This window comes from Psychromonas sp. CNPT3, assembly GCF_000153405.2.
Classification (GTDB): domain Bacteria; phylum Pseudomonadota; class Gammaproteobacteria; order Enterobacterales; family Psychromonadaceae; genus Psychromonas.
This window is the reverse complement of record NC_020802.1, coordinates 1645982-1663757: the sequence shown is the minus strand read 5'-3', so window position 1 is coordinate 1663757 and position 17776 is coordinate 1645982. Positions and strand designations below refer to the sequence as shown.

The following is a 17776-nucleotide window of genomic DNA, read 5'->3' as shown; positions in this document are numbered from 1 at the left end:
CGCTTAACCAATAACGACAGAGTTTAACAGCACTTGCACAACATCTGTTGTGCTTATGCCATCGGCGAGTGCATCATAACTTAAACTAATTCGGTGGCCCAATACGGCGTGTGCGACCGCGCGAATATCATCCACTAAGACATGATCTCTTTTTGCAAGCCATGCATGCGCGCGTGCACATTTATCTAATGCAATCGAGGCGCGTGGGCTTGCGCCTATTTCTATCGACTTTTCTAATAAGGTATAGGGGTAGCGCTCGGGGTGACGCGTCGCCATGACTAATGCCACAATATAGTTTTCAGCGATGTCTGAAACGTGTATGTCGAAGAGTTCTTTGCGCCCATCAAGAATATATTGAGGATCAATCTGCAGTGTTTTTTGTTGGCAATTATCAGCCTGCTCTCTGCCTTCTTGGCGCACTAAACGCATGATCTCTTTTTCGGTTGCATCATCTGGGTAGGGCACATTCACTTTCATCATAAAGCGATCCATTTGCGCTTCGGGTAACAGATAAGTGCCTTCTTGCTCGATGGGATTTTGTGTTGCGAGTACCATAAAAATTTCAGGTAATTTATGACTTTGTCCGTTGATCGTGACCGTGCCTTCGGCCATGGCCTCTAAGAGTGCAGCTTGCACTTTAGCGGGCGCTCGGTTGACTTCATCGGCCAATACGATGCTATTAAAAATAGGACCCGGTTGAAAATCAAGATGCGGTTTACCATTTATTTCTTGATAAACATCAGTGCCGGTTACGTCAGAGGGCAATAAGTCGGGGGTAAATTGAATTCGCCCAAAAGAGGAGGCGAGCGCATCTGCTAGCGCTTTAACCGATCGCGTTTTTGCAGTGCCCGGCAGGCCCTCTAAAAGCACATGACCATTAGTCAGCAAGCCGATAATTAAAGATTGGATCACATGTTTTTGACCAATAACAGATTGATTTAGGTGATCAGTTAATTGAGTAACTGCTGTTTGCGCCGAGTGCATAATAACTCCATTAGTCTGCATGTTTTTATTGTTTTATTGTTTTGTTGTGTCTTTTTGCTGTTTCTTTAGTAACACACAAATGCCCGTTAACATGGGTAAGCTTTCATCAAAGAAAGCGCGAATACCACTGCACAAATAGTTAAGTCCCGGCTCACCATCCGGCGTATTAATTAATCTGTTTTTAGGGCATTCACCCCAACAAAGTTTCAAATAAGGACAGGCTTTACAATATTGAGGGAGGCTGTCTCTTTTTGCCATGCCAAAGGCCTGTTGACGGGTAGAAAATGCAAATTCATTTAAACCACGATCGTTAATATTGCCGAGTTTGTATTCGGGATAAACGTAGTGATCACAGCTAAAGACATCGCCATTATGCTCCATGGCCAAACCTTTACCACAGAACTCCGCGCTAGTGCACAATTGAGAGGCTTTCCCCATCACTTGTGCGACGGCCGTTTCAAATAAATTAACGAGGACGCGGCCCAAATCATTATTGACCCATTCTTTAAAGACACTATTTAAGAAATCACCCCAATCATCAGGATCGACTGACCAGTCGGTCACAATAGACATAAGGTGACCCGGTTTTGCGCGTTCACTGCCTTTATTTGGGGTGAGTGAAGCGTTCCAAAATTGTGGTGCGGTGGTTTTAAAATCTTTTGCTTCAACACAGGGGGTAAATTGGATATAGGTTGCCCCGAGCTCTTTGGTTAAAAAGCGATAAACATCTAATGGGTGTTTGACGTTATGGCGGTTGACGACCACAAGGGCATTAAAAGGTACGCCATGCTTTTTCAGGCGTTGCGCAGCTTCCATGACTAAATGAAAAGTGGGTTTGCCACTGCGTGTGACTCTGTATTTATCATGAAACTCAGCAGGCCCATCGATAGATAGGCCGACTAAAAAGTGATTGGTCTTTAAAAATTGACACCATTGATCATTTAACAAAATACCGTTAGTTTGTAAATCATTCTCAATTTTGACGCCATCAGGGCAGTGTTTACGTTGTAATTTTACAATATTTTCAAAATAATCTATGCCTAATAACGTGGGCTCACCACCTTGCCATGAAAAGATGACTTGATCACCATCTTGACTCTCAATATAACTTTTAATAAACTTTTCTAACGTCGCGTCATCCATCATGGGTTGCTTGGGCTGATGAAGAAGCTCGTCTTTATGAAGATAAAAGCAATATTGACAATCAATATTACATTTGGAACCACCCGGTTTAGACATGACGTGAAAACGGCGCTGTGTATCGGCACTTTTTTCTGCTGTTTTAAGCGGGATCACCTCTAAAAAGGTGCTGTTTTTTATTGAAGAATAAGACATACCATCACTTATATAGGAGAGAGTGGCACTCCGCGCCACTCTAAAATAACACCTTGTTAATAAACAGAGTTAATAAACATTGTTATATTAACTCTGTTATTAAACGAGGTTATCGAGGCTTTTATTTGGGAACAAAACTACCCGGCGCCATACGTGGTGGAAACTTTTCAAATGACTTATAGATTTTTTCAGCTTCACGCTTAGCGATAAACATGACATATGAGTGATCATATACCCAACGCTCATAACCCATACCCACATCGCCACGTTCAAAAGGATCTACTTTCAAATCAAAAACAAGCGGGACACGAAGTTTAGTAAATGGATATTTCCATACATCAAATCCTTCATGCTCTTGGATCATAAAGTGAAACTTCCAACGCTCGTAGCGAATGGCTAATAGATCACCATCATCACTCCAATAAGCAAACTCTTTACGTGCGCTTTTCTCTGTTTTACCGGTCAGCATTGGCAACTGGTTATAACCATCAAGATGCACCTTGTAATTTTTACCTTGAGCAACAACACCTTTCAAAAGATCTTGTTTGACAGTTGTATTGCCGGCGGCAGCAAGCAATGTAGGCAACCAATCTTCTAATGACATTATGCCATTAAGATTTTTGCCTTTAGGTATATGGTTTGGCCATTTAACCATTGCTGGGACGCGAAAGGAGCCTTCCCAACCCGTATTTTTTTCACCACGAAATGGCGTCATACCGGCATCTGGCCATGTGGCAATCATAGGGCCATTATCTGTGGTGTAAATAACAATCGTATTATCTTCAATACCAAGATCTTTAATTGTTTTTAAGATCCTACCCACTTGCTCATCGTGTTGAACCATGCCATCTGCGTAGTCACCTAAGCCAGTTTTACCTTTGGCTTTAGCGTCAAGATGGGTGTTATTGTGCATGCGAGTTGTATTTATCCAAGTAAAAAAGGGCTTTTTAGCGTGGACTTGTTTTTCCATAAAGAAGGTCGCGACATCTAACACTTCATCATCAATTGTTTCCATTCTTTTTTTGGTGAGAGCGCCAGTATCTTCAATCTTTCCATCGGCAAAAGATCGAATAACACCGCGTGGGCCATATGTTTTATGAAACTCAGGATCTTTAGGGTAATCTGCTTGCTCTGGCTCTTCTTCTGCATTTAGATGGTATAAATTACCAAAAAATTCATCGAAGCCGTGATTGGTAGGTAGCATATCATCACGATCGCCTAAATGGTTTTTACCAAATTGACCGGTTGCATAGCCCAACTCTTTTAACATTGTTGCCATTGTCGGATCTTTTTCAGAAATACCTTGTGCTGCGCCAGGCATACCTACTTTTGATAATCCCGTGCGTTTAGGCATCTGCCCTGTAATAAACGCAGAGCGACCAGCAGTAGAGCTTTGTTGTGCATAAAAGTTGGTAAATTTAACGCCATCGTTAGCAATACTATCGATATTTGGTGTTGAATATCCCATCATTCCTTGGTTATAAGTACTCAGGTTCCAATATCCAATGTCATCACCAAAGATAACAACAATATTGGGTTTCTCCGTTGCTCGAGCAATCCCTGAAACAGTACTAAGAGAGAGAGCAAGTGCCAGAGTGCAAGCATTAAGCATGCGTTTTTTGGGTTTCATTCTTTTAAATTTCATAGGCGTTCCATGGCTAATTGTGATTTTATACATATCTGAACGGATATCTCATCAGCGCGTTGGCGAGAGGAGATAACGTTAAGGGATAAAAACAACACCGCTCTTAAGTTTCGATGTATCTTAAGTATATTATAATACGGCAGTCAATGTGACATTCAAGATAAATACCTATTATATGCTTTAGAGCTCTCATAAAATTCACTCCCTTTTTTATAATAGATAAACGGGGCTTGCCTATTTTTAGGTTAATACGTAGTAAAATAAGCTTTAAAAGAGTTGAAAAAGGGATCGGTACAGTTGCAGATATGTAACCCCCGTAACAATGAGGTTGAATAATATACTATTTGTTCGAAAAGCAGGCATTAATTGCAAGGTGTTTCTGTTTTTGTTTGTTTTTTGAGTCATCAGGCCTAAAAATTTGCGCTGACAATTTTAACTGTGATCAGGCTATCGGTTAAGGCTGTGCTGACTCTGTTATTTTGTTTATTAAAAAATGGGCTCTACAATTTTAAAATAGGCGCATAATTCACGTTTGATCCTATGCATTTCTTGCATTGTGACGTGTTTATAAGCGCCTAACGAGTCTTCATCTTCAGGGGATTCCGAGTAAGTCACAATAAACATGCCCGAGTTATTCTCCGGATGAATACTACTGTAAATAAATATTTGATGATTATCTGCAATATCAAAAGCGACAATTTGATCTAAATTAAGATATAAACCTTTAAAAATGTTGATGCATTTACTCATGTAATACTTCCTTAAAATGGGATCGTGAAACGTACGGGCTTATTTATACTCGGGCGCTGTATGTAAATTATTTAGTACTTATATCAATAATTTATTTTTATAGCACAAAGTTCTATTTAAAAACAGCAAGCTAAGTGAGTTCTATGAAGTGATCACAGCTATAAGGTCAGGTATTGGATCTTGAATTTACGCGAGATAAAATTAGTGATATTACGCCAGTGGCGTTGTTATTCGTCAGCCTCTATAAAATAAGAGAGACGACCGATTACATTCACTTAAGGTAGTTAATAAGTTCCTATGCTCGAAAAAAATATTAATTGTCGTCGATAGCAAATAACAAAAACTTCGCGACTTAGCTTTCTAAGGCGCTTCAGGGCATAAACCGACTTATAGTATTTTTCTTAAATATCTAAAAATGGTCAAAATTCATTCAAATTCGAGTGTATTTTTAGGAATATTCGCTGTACATTTTTTAAACAGCTGTTGACTTATAATATATATTCTATATGATGCACTTTCAGCAAGAAAGAAAGCCTTTTATTTACATTCTTCATATCGTTGTATTATTAATAATACCTCGTTTTGTAGTTTTTAAGTTCCAGTCTGTTTTTACGCTATTCAGGCCTATTAAGGCAATCTAACATTAAAATTTCAGGATAATATTATGTCTAAAGTTCTAGGTACAGTTAAGTGGTTCAACGAATCTAAAGGTTTTGGTTTCATCGAGCAAGAAAATGGTCCAGACGTGTTTGCTCACTTTAGCGCTATCGCTAGCGAAGGTTTCAAAACTTTAGCTGAAGGCCAAAAAGTTGAATTCACTGTAACTCAAGGTCAAAAAGGCCCGAACGCAGAAAATATCGTAGCGATTTAATTTGCTGTGATATTTTAGCTCCTACACAGAGCTGAATAAATATTTTAGAGAATGCTAAACCTTTACGGGTTTAGCATTTTTTTTGCTGATCACACAGTGTTTTGACTAAGTAATATGGGCTGAAAATTTGTAAGAAACTCATATTATAATGGGCCACAAAGCGACTTAATAAAATGTTGTTGATGTACTCTAACTTAGATGCCAAAATATTTATCAACCACGACATATTCTTCTATTATGTAGTCCACTCAGAAAACCTTATGCGTTTAGAGTAAATACTAACCTTATGAAAAATATAATGTTATTCATTATTTCCCATCAATAATCTCTTATGAGCCCTGCTTAGTCATTATCCAATACTTTTTTATATAAACTAAAAGTTGAACATGTGCTGACGAGATCTGCCCTTTAACCTTTAATTTACACTAAAGTAAAATTACTCTGCACTGCAATAAATATGTCAAAAAGCACATATTTTAGATTAAATAACACACAGTTTGTTTGCAAAGTAGCCATTAATTGTTACTTAGTTATGTTTTTGTTTGTTTTTTGAGTGATAGGTGCCTAGAAAAGGTGCACTGACAATTTCAACTGTGATCAAGGCTACAGTCTATTTATTTAGAGGTATTATAATGAGCGCATTATTAATGACACTAAAGGGAAACATGGAATGAAAAAAACACCAATTGTGGTCTTTTCAGTAGCGGTATTATCCTTTCTAAGCACGAATACTTTTGCTTGTACGGGAGCTATTGTAGGTAAGGATGCCTCTGTCGATGGCAGTATTATGATTGCACGAAATGAAGATTTTGGTACGAATAACTGGAGTAAATACATGTTATTCCATCCTGCTCAAAATAATTCAGCAGCAGAATGGGTACTTGGTAATGGTTTAACTGTGCCAATGCCAGCCAGTTTCTTAGCTTATTCCGCAATGCCTGATTGGGATGCCAATATCTCTGACAGTCAAAGTAAGTTTTATGAAGAGCGTGGCATTAATGAATTTAATGTGGCGATATCTGCAACAACCAGTGCTGAAGTTAATAAAGCGGCTGAAAAAGCTGATCCATTAGTGAAAGACGGTATTATCGAAGCTATCATTCCTTCGCTTATTTTAGCACAAGCTAAAACAGCCAAAGAGGGTGTTGCGCTTTTAGGTCAATATGTTGAAAAATATGGTGCAGGCGAAGGTAACAGCCTTTATATTGCAGATATTACAGGTGCATGGCTTTTTGAAATCGGCTCTGGACATCATTGGATTGCAGTGCGCGTCCCTGATGATAGTTATGCGATGATTGCCAATGGACTACGTGTACATGGCGTTGACTTAAATAGTAAAGACGTGATGCATTCAAAAGATTTAGTGGCGTTTGTAAAAAAACATAAACTATTGAAAAATGTAGATCCTAAGTCCTTTAACTTTGCCAAAGCTTTTGGGGTGATTGGTGATGCTTATAATATCGATCGCGAATGGTTAGGCCAAAAAATGTTAACGCCTTCTTTGAAGCAAAAAACAGGCTTACAACAATATCCTCTGTTTTTAAAACCTGATCATAAATTGTCTGTACGTGATATTGATAAGTTATTAAGTGCAACGTTTAAAGGTACTGAGCTTGAAGGTATTGCTAAACGACCTATGCGTGTAGAGCGTCAATTAGAAACGCATGTGATCCAACTTCGTGCCAATATGCCTAAAGAGTTCCAAGGTGTTATTTGGCAAAGTTTTGGTGTATTAAGTGAATCAGTGCTGGTGCCTGTTTACAATACATTACGTGAATACCCTCTAGCCTATACCCGTGGTACAGACACATACAGTGATGATTCTGCTTACTGGCAGTTTAGAAGCTTAACGGCATTAGCGACGGCTGATCAGGGTAAATATTTACCCTTTTTAAGTACAATGTGGGATAAACACGAAAGCAAATTATATTCTGATATGCAAAGTCTTGATCCAAGCTTAAAAGCGCTTTATAAAACAGACAAAGCTGCAGCTATCAAAATGGCATCGGATTATTCATACGATCAATTACAAAACATGCTAGATATTGCGACACAATATCGCTTTAAAATGATGACCGATCTTACTAAAAGTACCGAGAAGAAATATTCTGCAGAAGAGTTCAAAAAAATCATGAGCTTATAATTTTCATGAGCTTAGTATTTTATAGTGTGTTTATAAAATACTAAGAATAAAAAACCGCCGGTTAAAAGAAGGCGGTTTTTTTATGTTTGTGCTCTTTTACGAAGATGCGCCCGCTTTAATTTTATTCACTTTACGCCCGACTAAATCAAAAATAACTTTTGCCATTAAAATAGCCAATACAATACCGGAGGTATAAACAATAACGGCCGGCAGTAATGCATGTTCAGGGCCCACTTTGGGCATGACCTCAATCGCAAAATTATCAACAACATAATTAACAAGTAAGCCTGAAAGCAGTGCAACACTCATCACGCCGGTGAGGTAAGCGCCCAATGCACGTTTGCCGAGCTCTTTATTTACCATGCCTATCGTTGCGATATTCGTGGCAGGGCCTGCAAGCATAAACACTAAAACGGCGCCCGGTGAGATACCTGCGAGTAATAAACCTGCAGCAATAGGTGTTGAGGCAGTGGCGCAAATATACATCGGGATAGAGATCACTACCATAAACAGCATAGCAAAAATGCCATCACCCCATTCGCTCATTAAATCTGTTGGTACATATGTTTGTACTAAGGCTGCAAAAAATAAGCCTATAAGTAGCCAAACTGTCGTGTCTTCAACGAGCTCAGTACACGCAAAATGTAAGCCTTTTTTGATGCGATGCAAAATAGATTTGTCTTTTAATTCGTAGGCAATATCAGAGTCATGATCGCAACAGGTATCTTCATTAGCGTGTTGATGCGAATGGGTCGACGTTTGTGGCTCCTTTTTTGATGAGCAACATGGTGTCGTTTTTTGAGGCGCTTCTACAATATTTTTTGATGAGCAACAGGTTATCGTTTTTTGAGGCTCTTCTGCCATGTTTTTTGAGCAACAAGGGCTTGTTGGCTCAGTTGCCACCTTGTTATGCGAGCAGGGTGTTTTTAGCGATGCTTGTGCTGCCTTTTCCTGCTTTTCATCGAGTTCTTCATCTCGTCCTACTAAAAGCCCCGCAACAATGGCGCTTAGCACGGCTGCAATAGGGCGAACAATGGCCATAAATGGGCCAAGTAATACATAAGAAACGGTGATAGAATCGACACCTGTTTCAGGAGTTGAAACTAAAAAAGAAACCGTTGAGGCCTTTGATGCGCCAGAGCGTCTAAGACCAATGGCTGCTGGGATAACGCCACATGAGCAAAGTGGCAGAGGGGCACCTAACATGGCGGCTTTTATGATGCTTTTAAAACCATGACCCCCTAATTGTTTTTGCATCCATTGCATGGGCACAAACATTTTTAACATCCCAGCTAAAAGCAGTCCTAGTAGTAGCCAAGGTGCGGAGTCTAAAAATATATTTACAAAGTTAGTCAGTAACATAATGATCTCTATTTTTTGTTATTACGTAATACGGGACGGGAATGTGAATGCGCTTTATGACAGGCTTTTGTGTTTGACTCTAATGCTTCTAAAATAGAGCAGTGCAGAGCACTTTCAGGGCCACCACAACAAGAATTTGAGAGTTGTTGTAACGAGTTTTTAAAGCACTTTAACTCTTCTATTTTATTGTTTATATCTTTGAGTTTACTGTCTACAAGGCCTTTTACGTCCATGCATGCCCAATTATCTCGCTCTAATTCGATGGATAATAACTCGGCGATATCGGTTAAGGAAAAGCCTACCTCTTTGGCGCGTAAAATAAAGCTCAGGCGCTGCGCATCATGCTCGGTATACAAACGGTAGCCAGAGGTGCTGCGCGACGACGGAATAAGTAGCCCGTTTTTGTTATAAAAGCGTAATGTATCTGCTTTTACCTGATAGCGTTTTGCAAGTTCACCAATACGATACATGGGACGATCCTTTAGGCATTATTTTAAAGTGAAAGATATAAGACAAGTATAACCTTAGAGTTGAATCTAAGGTCAAGCTTATATTTTTAAAAGTCTCATGTATTTTAATTATTTTTAATGTGAACGCAGATCTTTTTGTTTTTAGACAATCAAAGGGGAGATCAGAGGTGTTATGGTATTGATGCGTGGTGCTTTTAAACGTCATTAAAGTCAGAGTGGCGATAAAAATGAGATGTATCTAAAAAACACATCTCAGAATGCGTAAAACGCAGGTGTATTAAATATTTGAATAAGAGGCATAAAAATGAAATTTGTTGTAGATACTCATACTCACACAATCGCAAGCGGACACGCTTACAGTACGATAATTGAAAATGCAGAGTCGGCTAAAAAAAATGGACTGACTCTACTTTGTATGACCGATCATGCGTCTTCTATGCCGGGTGCGCCTCATTATTGGTATTTCATGAACCAAAAAGTGATCCCACGTTTTTTATCGGGTGTTGGATTGTTAAAGGGGGCTGAAGTCAATATCTTAAATACACAAGGTGAGATCGATTTTTCTGATCATTGTTTAGATGCGCAAGATTGGATCATTGCAAGTTTACATGAGCCCATTTTTAAACCGCTTGATAAAGCCGCACACACACAAACGTTATTAAATGTGATCAGCTCTAATAAAGTAGATGTTTTGGCGCACTTAGGAAATCCTAATTTTGATTTTGATTTTGAGGCAGTAATAGCGCAGGCCATTAAATATAATGTGGCTATCGAAATCAATAACTCTTCACTTTGCCTGTCACGAATCGGCAGTGAGCCACGTTGCATTGAGATTGCAAAGCTTTGTAAGAAAATGGGCGCGTATATTACCACCGGATCAGATGCACATTTTGCGCACGCGGTAGGTAATTTTACGCAAGCTGAAGCATTGTTAAGCAATATAGACTTCCCACAAGCAAAAATTATTACGGCATCGACGCGTCAATTTTTAGACTTTTTGAAATTACGTGGTAGAAAACCGATTGCTGAATTTGCACATTTATAAAAACGTACTTATACGCAGCACAAAGCTGAGTGCGTTGTGCTTATAAAAGAAAAAGAGGCTTAAATGTTATACGGATTTGATATTGGTGGCACAAAAATCGCTTTTTGTATTTATGACATGAATTTACAACGTATTTTTGTAGATCAAAAGCCGACTCCCTCGACGCATTATGAGTTTATGCAGATGATCTGTTTGTGGGTGAACAACGCTGATTTAAAATATAATTGTAAGGGTCATATCGGTTTGGGATTTCCCGGCTCAATTAATCAACAGGATGGGAGTTTGTACTGCGTTAATGTGCCTGCCATTAAAGGCCATTGTCTCTCTGCTGAGCTTTCTGATGCTTTAAAGCGTGACGTTAAGTTAGAAAACGATGCTAATTGTTTTCTACTTTCTGAGTGTTATGGCGGAAGTGCTGAAGGTGGCCAATGTGTATTAGGTATTACCTTAGGAACGGGAGTGGGAGGCGCCATTTTTGTGAATGGGCAACTACATCGTGGTTTGAACGGTTTTGCCGGAGAGCTGGGTCATTATCCTTTGCCTGCAACGATCGTGTTGCAGTATCCTGAGCTGCCTTTGTTTGATTGTGCGTGTGGCAGGGCGATGTGCTTAGAGACTTATATGTCCGGCATCGGATTGGAACGTTTATACGCGCATTATGCAAAAACGCCTTTGCTTGGGATTGAGATCATTAAAAAATATCGTGCGGGCGATATACTAACGCGGCGCATTATTGATATCTATTTTGATATTTTAGCAGCGGGTCTTGCGACGGCAATGTTAGTCCTTGATCCCGATGTGATCATTATTGGTGGTGGCCTCTCTAATTTTGATGAACTATATGACGCGTTAGAAGAGCGCTTACCTAAGCATCTTTTAAAAGACGTTGCCTTACCGGTTATTTGTAGACCGACATTTGGTGGTGTTGGTGGCGTTCGCGGGGCCGCCTTATTAAATTATCAGAAGCCACAATAGGCCAAAATAGGTTTTAATATCAAAGGATCTGCATAATATGTACGATATTTTAGCAATATGTTAATTTTCGTACATTGTTTATCTAAAAGCATCGACAAAGCGTTGAGATCCTTATAAATTAGCCCGTTCTTATTCTTATTTAGCAAAATGCATGTAAAGGATCTTATATGGCTCAATCAGCCTATCAATTATTGCGTATTATTATTATCGATAGTTTTTGGAAAGGACAAGTAAATGAACTTTGTCTGACTGGGCATACTCAACTTGAAGGGACAAATGGCGCGGGTAAAACCTCTTTAATGCGTTTATTACCTTTATTTTATGGCATGCGTCCAAGTGATATCGTAAGTAAAGTCGATCAAGCGCGAAATTTTGCTGATTATTACCTCCCCAATGATTCAAGTATGCTGATCTATGAATATAAGAGACCTTATGGGCAAACGTGTATGGTACTCGCCAGCAGTGATGGCAGAGGGGTACATTTTAAATTTATTGATAGTGCTTATGATAGCGCTTTATTTATAGATAAAAATCAGCAACCTTTAAGTGTGAATGAAGTCGAGCGTATTTATCGTCATGCAGGGGCTGAGACGTCTAATTTTTTAGGCATTGATAAATATCGTCAAGTGATCCAAAACTTGCGCAGTGGCCGTAAATTAAAAGAGATCCGCAATCTACAAAAACGCTTCTCATTTAGTGAGCAGCCAATGCCCCATATCGATAAAGTGATCAATGGTACGATTGAGAAAAATCTCGATTTTGATGCGGTAAAACGTATGTTAGTTGCGATAGCAAGTGACCATTTAGCACGTGACACGTTAGATAACAAAGAGCAAATAAGCCTTAATAAAGAAGATATCCAACATTGGCTTGCCGATATTCAAGCGAGTCGTGCTATTCAAAAAGTAGCGGAAAAGATTAAAGTTTGGCAAACCGATTTTACGCAATTAGATAGTTTATTGGTTAAATTACAGCATCTACATGTTGAAATTGTGGCGCACCAGAAAAATTTAGAAGAAGTGCAAGCCGAGCGTAAAACAGAAAAACAACAAGCGAGAGAGAGTCTAGATCGCTTAGAAATACAATTAGAGGAAAGTTCAAAACAATTTCGCCAAGAGATAGCACAACTTAACGCGTTAATTGAAGCGGATCAAAGCCGTATCGATTTGTTAGAAAGTGACAAATGGACGTTTGATGAAAAGGATGCTGCCAGTTTTCAAGTACGCGCAGATCAAGTCGGTAACATAGAGCAACAGTTACAAGAAGTGAATGCCATTATTGATGCCTTTGAAGGTAATGTCAGTAAAATACAAGGCAAATTTGAAAAACTGACGCAAGTACTTAAACTGCAACATTTACAAGATATCAGTGCTAATCAAGCGCAAACTGCAAATATCAAAGAGCAGGTAAATAAGCAACTTTTAAAAATAAATGATACTTACCAAACGCAATTATTAACGTTAAATCAGCAATTACATGAAACGCATTTAAAGTTAAATCTGCATGCGCAAGCGCTTGAACTTAAGCTTGAAAAAATATTGAGCGCGCAACAAAATCCGCAACTAGATGCGCAGCTGTTGGCTGTATTAGAAACAAATCAGAATGACTTAAATCTTTGTCATGAAAATCAAAATGTACATTTACAAAATAATGTCTCGTTACAAAGTCATTTAACTACCCTTGAAAAGCAACGTGAAACGTTACTCGATAAGCATAAAAAAGAAAATCGTGAACTGCTTAAGTTGCGTGAGCAATGTTTTGAAGTAGAGATGCAATTACTCCCACAAGCAGGCTCGTTACAATATTTTTTAAGCAATGAGCCACTTGCGAGTCAATGGAAGGATAACATTGGCCGAGTACTATCAACAGAGCAATTAAGACGCACTGATTTAGCGCCTCAATGGAAACAACAAAGCGATACATTATATGGTTTGCAACTGGACCTGCAAGTGTTGCAGGAAAATGACCTACAGCTAAATGAAACTGAGCTTCGTGAAAAATTAAATACGTTAGAGGCTAAAATAATCTCGCATGTTGCGATGCTTAGTAATCTTGAAGAGCAGCTTACGCAGATAAATAAGCAGATAGATGCGCAAAAAATTAACATTTTTGAAGCGTCACAAAAAGAGCAACAAAATCAGCTGAAATTACAGCAGTTAAAAGTACAACAGCAAAATATTCAAGCCAAAAAAATACGCATGCAAAAAGAGAGTGCAAAGGCATTAGACGTGTCAGTGACCTCACTAAAAAGTGAGATAAAAGCGCATCAACAGAAAATGCAAAGCTTTGCAGAAACTGAGCAAGATGAACGTCATGATCTACAAAATCTAATGTTAGAGCAACGCATGGTGGTGGAGTCTGATAGAGATAGCCAACTAAGCCAATTAAGCGCGCAACACCAAGAAATAGAAAGCAATGTTAAGGCGCGCCTTAGCGAACATAAAAAGCAAAAAAATACTGCGTTACAAGAGATAGATCCCGATGGTGAAGTCGATAAATGTAATGTACAACGCACAAAATTAGAAACAGAGCTTGAAAAATGCGCGGTATGGGCACGTAAAGCGCGTGAATATGAACAATTTATGAGTCAACGCTATGTGCATCTGCCTCAATTGCTCGAAGTAAATCAAAATCGTAATATCGAGTTACGCGGTTTTCAAAATAGCTTAGAAGAGCTTTTGATTGAAAAAAACACACAAATTAAAACGCTGCATCAGCGACTTAAAAAATATATTACGCAATTGCGCACCACAGAGGATCTGTTGTATCAGCTGAGAGAAAGCCAAGAGAATTGTGAAAAACACGGCATTGCCTTACAAAGCAATGAGCTGGAGCCAAATAATGAAGCAGATTTAAGTGTCAGCTTTTGTTTTGATTGGCTGGAGCAGTTTAAAGGGGTTGAAAAACGCCTTGCAGGCGAGCTAAAAGGCTTTACTGAAAAGTTTAGAAAAGATCATTCAAGCAGTGAGTTATATGAAAATTGGCAGGCATTACTGAGTGATAATGACCAATTCCAAGGTGCTCGCACCTTATTTAAGTACCGAAGTGCCATTGCAGATCTGTTGAGTAGTGCAGCGCAAAAGCAAAAAAACACTTACCAGTTGGTGACCATTAATGCCAATATGATCAATGAATTTTATCAGCATATTAAGAATTTTGGTCAACGCATAAAAAGTATTGGTAAATTATTGTCTAAAAATGTGACGGCATTAGCCAGTTTTGAAGCGTTAGCCGATATCAATGTCTATACGGTAATGAAACAAGAAGAGCTTGAATATTGGGGCCCTTTACAGCAGTTTTCGACCTTGTTTGAAAAATATAGAGATGAGCTCCGCGAAGGCAGTGGCGAGATCCCTGATGATTTAGTGTACGCCATGCAAAAATTAGCTTCTTATTTACCCAGTGAGGGCTTTGTTTTAGAGCTTGAGCAGTTATTTGATATTGAATTTAGCATTTTAGAAAAAGGGCAGTTGAAACATGCTCGCAATGCAAGACAACTTAAAAAAATCAGCTCTACAGGGCTGTCTTATTTAGCCATGCTATCACTTTTTGCCGGGATATTAGGCATGCTCAGAGGCAATGATGAGCATGCGTCACAGATCATATTACCGGTGGATGAGCTCGGTGAATTGGCCGCGGAAAACATCGATTTATTACTTAAAATGTTTAATGCGAATCACATCTCAATATTATCGGCTTCACCGTCAACAGACAGGCATATATTGTCGTTATATCATCGTCATTATAAATTAAAAGATAATAAAATTTATCATGCCGAGATCCCAACATCGCGCTTAGATGAATTGCTGGCGTTGCGTAAAAATAAGGTCGTGGTAGAGGAGTTAGATAATGTTTAAACAAACGGTACAAAAACTGCTCAGTGGCGCTATCATTTGTGAAACGGCAATGAGCGATGAATTTGAATATTTAAAATCCTCTGAAAACAAAGAAAAAGTCACTGATTTTCTGCTTAATTTAGACCGGGATTTAACGTATTTAGAGAGTGCAGATGCCTACTATTGTACCTTTCAAAGTGTTGATGACTCTAATAAAGCCGAACTTAGCGCTTTATTTAGTGAATTACGCGGGGTGTTTCGTCCGCTCGTGGAGTTTTTAGAGTTACTTTTAATGGCCACACAAACCGATTTTCCGGTGCGCGCAAAATCGGTGATCAATATTAATGAATTATTTGACCCGTTTGAGCATGACCAGACACTGCGCGAACAACTTCGCCACTTAACGACATTGAAACCGTTTAAAACTAATAAGCTAGAGTCAAGAGAGCAGTTAGGCTTAGTGTTTCATAAGCTTGAAGAAATGGGCTATTTAGTGCGTAAAAATAGTGGTAGCAGTCGTTATTATGGTACGGCGCGCTTTGATATTATTTATTTATTAATTGAATTTTTAAATGATGCGGAGAGTATTGAGCTGCCCGAAAATGATGCCCATCAACAAGAAGAGTTACTCTTTTAATGGCGGGTTATGATGCAGGGCAAGTCGCTGAACTACTAAGACATATTGGCTGTCATGATAAAATGATTGCTGAGGCTTATGTCTATGGCTCTATCAGCATGGACATGCAAGATATTCGGCAGATAAATATCTTGCATAAAAAAGGTTTATTACGCCCGGATGATGAGCCGGGTGAGTACCGTTTAACGGCTGAGCTTAAGCGCATGTTAAACCGCTTAATGCGTAAACAGAGTAGTTATCGGCAGTTAACGGACATGGGTAAAGTTATCGATGTCTTAGATGATACGGTGCACGATTATCGATTATCTGTGCAGAGCAAGCTTTATGATGATGCTCAGTATTATTTGGATCAGCTTGATGATCTCTTTTATGACGCCAAAGATAACCTCAACGTGAGCTTGGATAACATGCATTATGCTATCTCAAGTCAGTTTGGGTTTGTGAGTTCATTAAGCGCGAAAGTGCGCGAAAATGAAAAAGCTTTAAATTATGCGCAAAAATTACTCACCGAGTTACAGCAAATAGATCCTGAAAGCTGTTATGAATGGAGTGATTGGGCGTGTCCTACTGAGTTTGCACGTAAAATAAGTGGATTTATTTACTGGTTTAATCAAACCTTGCCACGTTTGCGTTTTATTATTGATAATATGCGCTTAAGTTTATTTCGTTTACGTCACGATGAAAAACAAGCCAGCTTACTGCGTAATATGGCGCGTTATTTACGTCAACATCCAGAATTTGAGCTTAGCGATACTTTGTATGAGGATAGCAATTTAGATAAACGCTTAAAATTCTCGCCTCGATTAACACTTAAAAGCTACGTTGACGTCAAAAATAGTGCGTTAGAAGATGCATTGATTAATATTGTGCAGTCATTACGTAAACAAAGTAGTGCGCCACAAATAAAAAAACGCGAGGTTAATCGCGTTGAAATGGCGCCAATTGAACTCGCACCGTCACATTATGATTATTTTGAAGATCAAGCCGAATTATTGTTTGAGCAGGCTATCACATCTGCGCAAGCAGTTTCAGCCGTGGATTTTTGGAAAACTAATCTGTTGTTATGGGCTCAAATAAACAAAGAAATTTGTCCGACGCAATGGGTTGAACTGGTGTTTAGTTGTTATTGTAAACTAACGCTTGAGCAGCAAAATGCATTGGACATTAAACCCAAAGGTGTAGTGGTACCTGGTACCACTGCCAATTATAGTTATAGCGATATTGTTATCGTTTTAAAATAGAGAAACATTAAATATGCAACTACTTTACTCGACCTCAACGCCTATCTTGATCATCTTAAACTTGATCTTATTAGGTTTTTTAATTGGCTTATTAAGAAAGCTTTATACCCTCCGCAAGATGTTGCAATTAAAAGATTATTTAGCCGGAATTTTATTTATCCCTGTGTTTACTTATTTATTGGTGGTCAGTGTCGGCTATACCTTTAATATATTGACGGCGCAGCAAGCACAATGCACCTCTGAAAACTGTGAAATTGTGAGTGGCCCGTTAATGTCTCGTGAATATATTAAAGGCCCTGAAGCACGCGCAGAGCACATGCTGATCAAGATCGGTGGCAAAGAGCTTAAAATTGATAAAATAGTACTGAACCCATATCTTTATAATTATAGTGCGGGTAACGAAGGTTTTTTTGACAAGATAGGTACCTTTTACCAGCTTTATGTCGTCGATGGCATGATCATTAATATCCAAAGCAAATAAG

General features: G+C 38.8%; 14 protein-coding genes. 8 read left to right on the top strand and 6 right to left on the bottom strand.

From position 1 onward, the window contains the following. Positions 1 to 3: 3 nt before the first annotated feature. From PCNPT3_RS07225 to PCNPT3_RS07210, 4 genes are all read right to left on the bottom strand, one after another. Entirely contained in the window at positions 4 to 984 is a 981-nt protein-coding gene (locus PCNPT3_RS07225) for an AAA family ATPase (protein WP_015465220.1), read from the bottom strand. Positions 985 to 1017: 33 nt separating this feature from the next. Then, on the bottom strand, positions 1018 to 2319 hold the full coding sequence (locus PCNPT3_RS07220) for an anaerobic sulfatase maturase (RefSeq protein ID WP_041771277.1): 1302 nt from the start codon (positions 2317 to 2319) through the stop codon (positions 1018 to 1020). A gap of 121 nt (positions 2320 to 2440) precedes the next feature. After that, positions 2441 to 3964, bottom strand: a complete 1524-nt coding sequence (locus PCNPT3_RS07215; protein WP_015465218.1) for an arylsulfatase — start codon at positions 3962 to 3964, stop codon at positions 2441 to 2443. A 486-nt stretch (positions 3965 to 4450) separates the two neighbouring features. Continuing rightward, entirely contained in the window at positions 4451 to 4714 is a 264-nt protein-coding gene (locus PCNPT3_RS07210; protein WP_015465217.1) for a hypothetical protein, read from the bottom strand. 664 nt (positions 4715 to 5378) lie between these two features. Here PCNPT3_RS07210 and cspE point away from each other — a divergent pair. Beyond that, positions 5379 to 5585 carry a transcription antiterminator/RNA stability regulator CspE gene (gene cspE, locus PCNPT3_RS07205; protein ID WP_015465216.1) on the top strand — a complete coding sequence of 69 codons (207 nt, stop codon included), beginning with the start codon at positions 5379 to 5381 and terminating at the stop codon, positions 5583 to 5585. Between the two features lie 670 nt (positions 5586 to 6255). Next, positions 6256 to 7728 carry a C69 family dipeptidase gene (locus PCNPT3_RS07200; protein ID WP_015465215.1) on the top strand — a complete coding sequence of 491 codons (1473 nt, stop codon included), beginning with the start codon at positions 6256 to 6258 and terminating at the stop codon, positions 7726 to 7728. A gap of 96 nt (positions 7729 to 7824) precedes the next feature. On the opposite strand, the gene PCNPT3_RS07195 is transcribed toward PCNPT3_RS07200, so the two are convergent. Both PCNPT3_RS07195 and zntR read right to left on the bottom strand, forming a co-directional pair. Continuing rightward, a complete protein-coding gene (locus PCNPT3_RS07195; RefSeq protein ID WP_015465214.1) occupies positions 7825 to 9090 on the bottom strand; it encodes an SO_0444 family Cu/Zn efflux transporter in 1266 nt (421 codons plus the stop codon). An 8-nt stretch (positions 9091 to 9098) separates the two neighbouring features. Then, complete coding sequence (gene zntR, locus PCNPT3_RS07190; protein ID WP_015465213.1) at positions 9099 to 9560, bottom strand: Zn(2+)-responsive transcriptional regulator; 462 nt, start codon at positions 9558 to 9560, stop codon at positions 9099 to 9101. 304 nt (positions 9561 to 9864) lie between these two features. Here zntR and PCNPT3_RS07185 point away from each other — a divergent pair, with 304 nt between their 5' ends. The 6 genes from PCNPT3_RS07185 (at position 9865) to PCNPT3_RS07160 (ending at position 17775) form a co-directional block, all read left to right on the top strand. Next, entirely contained in the window at positions 9865 to 10605 is a 741-nt protein-coding gene (locus PCNPT3_RS07185; RefSeq protein WP_015465212.1) for a phosphatase, read from the top strand. A 63-nt stretch (positions 10606 to 10668) separates the two neighbouring features. Then, positions 10669 to 11580, top strand: coding sequence for an ROK family protein (locus tag PCNPT3_RS07180; RefSeq protein WP_015465211.1), 912 nt, complete (start codon positions 10669 to 10671; stop codon positions 11578 to 11580). A gap of 167 nt (positions 11581 to 11747) precedes the next feature. After that, a complete protein-coding gene (locus PCNPT3_RS07175; protein ID WP_015465210.1) occupies positions 11748 to 15437 on the top strand; it encodes an ATP-binding protein in 3690 nt (1229 codons plus the stop codon). Beyond that, complete coding sequence (locus tag PCNPT3_RS07170; protein ID WP_015465209.1) at positions 15430 to 16053, top strand: hypothetical protein; 624 nt, start codon at positions 15430 to 15432, stop codon at positions 16051 to 16053. Before PCNPT3_RS07175 ends, PCNPT3_RS07170 begins: the two co-directional genes overlap by 8 nt. Beyond that, positions 16053 to 17294 carry a hypothetical protein gene (locus tag PCNPT3_RS07165; protein ID WP_015465208.1) on the top strand — a complete coding sequence of 414 codons (1242 nt, stop codon included), beginning with the start codon at positions 16053 to 16055 and terminating at the stop codon, positions 17292 to 17294. Before PCNPT3_RS07170 ends, PCNPT3_RS07165 begins: the two co-directional genes overlap by 1 nt. A 13-nt stretch (positions 17295 to 17307) precedes the next feature. Beyond that, positions 17308 to 17775 (top strand): hypothetical protein, encoded by a 468-nt coding sequence (locus tag PCNPT3_RS07160; protein ID WP_015465207.1) that lies wholly within the window; start codon positions 17308 to 17310, stop codon positions 17773 to 17775. The last annotated feature ends 1 nt before the right edge of the window (position 17776 follow it).

Bases quoted from the DNA above. Each gene is read 5' to 3' on its own strand.
- PCNPT3_RS07225 (WP_015465220.1), bottom strand. From the start codon at position 984: ATGCACTCGGCGCAAACAGCAGTTACTCAATTAACTGATCACCTAAAT.
- PCNPT3_RS07220 (WP_041771277.1), bottom strand. From the start codon at position 2,319: ATGTCTTATTCTTCAATAAAAAACAGCACCTTTTTAGAGGTGATCCCG.
- PCNPT3_RS07215 (WP_015465218.1), bottom strand. From the start codon at position 3,964: ATGAAATTTAAAAGAATGAAACCCAAAAAACGCATGCTTAATGCTTGC.
- PCNPT3_RS07210 (WP_015465217.1), bottom strand. From the start codon at position 4,714: ATGAGTAAATGCATCAACATTTTTAAAGGTTTATATCTTAATTTAGAT.
- cspE (WP_015465216.1), top strand. From the start codon at position 5,379: ATGTCTAAAGTTCTAGGTACAGTTAAGTGGTTCAACGAATCTAAAGGT.
- PCNPT3_RS07200 (WP_015465215.1), top strand. From the start codon at position 6,256: ATGAAAAAAACACCAATTGTGGTCTTTTCAGTAGCGGTATTATCCTTT.
- PCNPT3_RS07195 (WP_015465214.1), bottom strand. From the start codon at position 9,090: ATGTTACTGACTAACTTTGTAAATATATTTTTAGACTCCGCACCTTGG.
- zntR (WP_015465213.1), bottom strand. From the start codon at position 9,560: ATGTATCGTATTGGTGAACTTGCAAAACGCTATCAGGTAAAAGCAGAT.
- PCNPT3_RS07185 (WP_015465212.1), top strand. From the start codon at position 9,865: ATGAAATTTGTTGTAGATACTCATACTCACACAATCGCAAGCGGACAC.
- PCNPT3_RS07180 (WP_015465211.1), top strand. From the start codon at position 10,669: ATGTTATACGGATTTGATATTGGTGGCACAAAAATCGCTTTTTGTATT.
- PCNPT3_RS07175 (WP_015465210.1), top strand. From the start codon at position 11,748: ATGGCTCAATCAGCCTATCAATTATTGCGTATTATTATTATCGATAGT.
- PCNPT3_RS07170 (WP_015465209.1), top strand. From the start codon at position 15,430: ATGTTTAAACAAACGGTACAAAAACTGCTCAGTGGCGCTATCATTTGT.
- PCNPT3_RS07165 (WP_015465208.1), top strand. From the start codon at position 16,053: ATGGCGGGTTATGATGCAGGGCAAGTCGCTGAACTACTAAGACATATT.
- PCNPT3_RS07160 (WP_015465207.1), top strand. From the start codon at position 17,308: ATGCAACTACTTTACTCGACCTCAACGCCTATCTTGATCATCTTAAAC.